General features: G+C 72.5%; 2 protein-coding genes and 2 pseudogenes. 2 read left to right on the top strand and 2 right to left on the bottom strand.

From position 1 onward, the window contains the following. Positions 1-388 precede the first annotated feature (388 nt). Both FV223_RS22335 and FV223_RS22330 read left to right on the top strand, forming a co-directional pair. The gene (locus FV223_RS22335) at positions 389-607 is read left to right on the top strand and encodes a heavy-metal-associated domain-containing protein (protein ID WP_147729049.1); all 219 of its coding nucleotides are present in this window, start codon (positions 389-391) and stop codon (positions 605-607) included. Between the two features lie 198 nt (positions 608-805). After that, entirely contained in the window at positions 806-2,479 is a 1,674-nt protein-coding gene (locus FV223_RS22330; RefSeq protein ID WP_147729048.1) for a formate--tetrahydrofolate ligase, read from the top strand. A 123-nt stretch (positions 2,480-2,602) separates the two neighbouring features. Here the strand turns inward: FV223_RS22330 and FV223_RS32020 are convergent. Together FV223_RS32020 and FV223_RS32015 are read right to left on the bottom strand one after the other, a co-directional pair. After that, positions 2,603-2,908, bottom strand: a pseudogene (locus tag FV223_RS32020) (restriction endonuclease); the annotation flags it as partial. A gap of 11 nt (positions 2,909-2,919) precedes the next feature. Next, positions 2,920-3,833, bottom strand: a pseudogene (locus FV223_RS32015) (GNAT family N-acetyltransferase); the annotation flags it as partial.

The raw sequence follows: 3,833 nt of genomic DNA, 5'->3' as shown, positions 1-3,833 counted from the left end.
CCCCCCGAGCGCGAGCGCGCCGACCGTGGGCATCAGGGCGGCGAGCGGCGCGAGCGCAACGAGGCCGAGCAGACCCATCGACCACAGGCCCGCATGCCGGCCGATCCTCCGGGCTGTGGGTCGGTTCGCCACGGGTGCCTTCTTGCCTGGATTCGGGGGGAGCCCGGGCCTGCCTGATCGGGGCCGCGGAGCCCTTTTGTCGCCGAGGGCCCGCGGGGCCGCAAGCGCGCAGGTGAGCCGGCGCGGCGGTTTTCCGCGAGTGTGACATCCGGAAGTTTCTTCGCCCGCTTGCGGCCTCGCGCGCCCAATCCTCGCCCTGCTCCGCCCTTGCCGCGCCCGGCCCGGCGCCCGAGATCGGTGGCAGGCGATCGATCGACGGAGCGACGGCATGGACGCGCAGGGCGAACTTCTGATGCGGGTCGAGGGCATGACCTGCGGCGGGTGCGAGGCGTCGGTGCGCCGCATCGTCCAGCGGATCGATCCGGCGGCGGAGGTCGCGGTCGACCGGGCGCATGAGCGCGTCGCGATCCGGACGTCGGCCCAGAGCCTCGTGCTGGCCGAGGCGCTGACCAAGGCCGGCTACACCGCCACCGCGATGACCGGCTGAAGGCGCGCCAAATCGAATTTGTCGGCGCAGCGAATAATTTCGACGCGCTTTTCGACCGGAGCTGACGCAAAATGTCGGAATCGGCCGGGCGTTGCGCTTGGTCTTGCGCCCGTCGCACGGCACAACGCCGGCTTGAACGGACGTCGCGGACAAAACCGGACGCCACACGACGCCCTCGTGCCAAAGGTTGAGGAAACCATGCCCTCCGACATCGAGATCGCCCGCGCGGCGACGTTGCAGCCGATCGCGCAGGTCGCCGAGAAGCTCGGCATCCCCGACGACGCCCTGCACAATTACGGCAAGCACATCGCCAAGCTAGATCACGGCTTCATCGGCGGGCTCGAGGGCAAGCCCGAGGGCAAGCTGATCCTCGTCACCGCGATCTCGCCGACCCCGGCGGGCGAGGGCAAGACCACGACGACGGTCGGCCTCGGCGACGCGCTGAACCGCATCGGCCGGAAGACCATGATCTGCCTGCGCGAGCCCTCGCTCGGGCCCTGCTTCGGCATGAAGGGCGGCGCGGCCGGCGGCGGCAAGGCCCAGGTCGTGCCGATGGAGCAGATCAACCTGCACTTCACCGGCGACTTCCACGCCATCACCTCGGCGCACGCGCTCGCCGCGGCGCTGATCGACAACCACGTCTACTGGGCCAACGAGCTCAACATTGACGTGCGCCGCATCCACTGGCGCCGGGTCGTCGACATGAACGACCGGGCGCTGCGCGCGATCACCCAGTCGCTCGGCGGCGTCGCCAACGGGTTTCCGCGGGAAGACGGCTTCGACATCACCGTGGCCTCCGAGGTCATGGCGGTGTTCTGCCTCGCCAAGGACCTCGCCGACCTCGAGGAGCGCCTCGGCCGCATCGTCGTCGCCGAGACCCGCGACCGCAAGCTCGTGACCCTGAAGGACGTCAAGGCCACCGGCGCGATGACGGTGCTGCTGAAGGACGCGCTGCAGCCGAACCTGGTGCAGACGCTGGAGGGCAACCCGGCGCTGATCCACGGCGGCCCCTTCGCCAACATCGCCCACGGCTGCAACTCGGTGATCGCCACCCGCGCCGGCCTCAGGCTCGCCGACTACACCGTGACGGAAGCCGGCTTCGGCGCCGACCTCGGCGCGGAGAAGTTCCTGGACATCAAGTGCCGGCAGGCCGGCCTGTCGCCGTCCGCGGTGGTCATCGTCGCCACGGTGCGGGCGCTGAAGATGCACGGCGGGGTCAACAAGAAGGACCTCGGGGCCGAGAACGTCGACGCCCTCGAGAAGGGGTTCGCCAACCTGGCGCGCCATGTCGCCAACGTGCGCGGCTTCGGCCTGCCGGTGGTGGTGGCGGTCAACCACTTCCACGCCGACACCGATGCCGAGCACGCCAAGCTGCGCGACCTCTGTCGCGAACGCCTCGACGTCGAGGCGATCACCTGCAAGCACTGGGCGGAGGGCGGCGCCGGCGCCGAGGCCCTGGCCCATGCGGTGGTGGCGCTCTCCCAGGGCGCGCCGAAGCCGATCGCCTACACCTACGAGGCCGAGGCCAAGCTGTCGGACAAGGTCAAGGCGATCGCGACCAAGCTCTACGGCGCCGCCGACATCCAGATCGAGTCCAAGGCGGCGGGCAAGCTCGCCACCTTCGAGAAGGACGGCTACGGCCACCTGCCGGTCTGTATGGCCAAGACCCAATACTCGTTCTCGACCGACCCGACCCTGATCGGCGCCCCCGAGGGCCACGTGGTCGCGGTGCGCGACGTGCGCCTCTCGGCCGGGGCCGGCTTCGTCGTGGTGATCTGCGGAGAGATCATGACCATGCCGGGCCTGCCGCGGGTGCCGGCCGCCGACACGATCCGCCTCGACGCGAACGGCCAGATCGACGGGCTGTTCTAGGGGCGCACGCGACGCGTCTTTCCCTCCCCCGCACCCAAGTCGGGCCTGCCCGACTTGGGCACACGGGGTGCGGACCTCGGGCAAGCCCAAGATCCGTCGGGGGAGGGAAGAGGAGAAGAGCCGTCAGCCCCGCGCGGCCAGGACGGTCCGCATCGGGCGCAGGTCGTCGAGATCGTCGTGGTGCAGCAGCAGCACGTCGGTGGCGGCGGCGAGCTTGCGGGCGGCGGGGGTGAAGCCGGCATTCGTGACCACGGCGGCCATGTCGCCGGACCAGTAGCGGGCGGCGGCGGCCGCCTCCTGCACCGCGGCGTTGCCGACCGGGCGGCCGTAGCGCTTGCACTGCACGACGAGGCGGGTGCGGCCCTGCTCGGCGACGATGTCGGCGCCCTGGTCGCCGCTCGCCGGGGTCGGGTGCGTGCGCCAGCCGGCGCGCTCGAGCCGCGCGGCAGCGAATCCGGCGTGCGCATCAGGTCGTCCTGCGCCTCGCGGTAGCGCACCAGGTGCAGGAAGCCCTCGATCGCCTCGGAATCGGTGGCGAAGTGCGGGATGCCGGCGCCGGCCAGGATCGCCGCGGCCGCCTCGCCGTGGGACACCGCGAAGACCGGCTTCTTGCGCGCCTGCCCGCGCCGCGCCCGCGTCACCGTGTCGGCGACGGCCTGCGCCACCGCGGCCGCGTCCGAGCGGGCGGTGGGGACGTGGACGGTCAGCACCGCGTCGCCGGCATGGTCGGCCAGCATCGGCGCGAGGGCGGCGGCGTAGGCCGGCCCGTCGGCGGTGATGCCGAGATCGACCACCGGCCCGTCCGCCGGGACGCCGCCGCGGTCGGCGAGCCGGTCGGCGGCGAGCAGGCCGATGCCGCGGCCGTTGGTGAGGATCGCGAGGCGCTTGCCCGCGAACGGGCGCTGGTGCGACAGGGTCTCGGCGGCCGAGAACATCGCGTCGAGATCCTCGACCGCGAGCAGGCCCGCCCGGCGGAACGCGGCGGCGTAGACCGCGTCGGGCCGGGCCAGGGCGCCGGTATGGGTCTCGGGGTTCCGCCCGTCGCGGGCATGGCGGCCGGCGCGCAGGATCACCACCGGCTTGGTGCGCGCGGCGGCGCGGGCGGCGGACATGAAGCGGCGGGCGTCCGACACCCCGTCGAGGCACAGCAGGATCGCCCGGGTGCGCAGGCAGTTGGCGAAGTGGTCGAGGCAGTCGGCGATGTCGACGTCGCAGGCGCTGCCGAGCGCCATCACCGCCGAGAACCCGGCCCCGTGCCGGGCGCCCCACTCGACGATCGCCCCGGCGACCGTGCCCGATTGCGAGACCAGGGCGAGGTCGCCCGCCCGCGGCGCGCGGGCGAGCAGGCTGGCGT

The sequence above is a fragment of the Methylobacterium sp. WL116 genome (assembly GCF_008039455.1).
Lineage (GTDB): Bacteria > Pseudomonadota > Alphaproteobacteria > Rhizobiales > Beijerinckiaceae > Methylobacterium.
Note: the sequence above shows the minus strand (reverse complement) of the source record. Positions and strands in the feature narration are given on the sequence as shown.

Bases quoted from the DNA above. Each gene is read 5' to 3' on its own strand.
- FV223_RS22330 (WP_147729048.1), top strand. From the start codon at position 806: ATGCCCTCCGACATCGAGATCGCCCGCGCGGCGACGTTGCAGCCGATC.
- FV223_RS22335 (WP_147729049.1), top strand. From the start codon at position 389: ATGGACGCGCAGGGCGAACTTCTGATGCGGGTCGAGGGCATGACCTGC.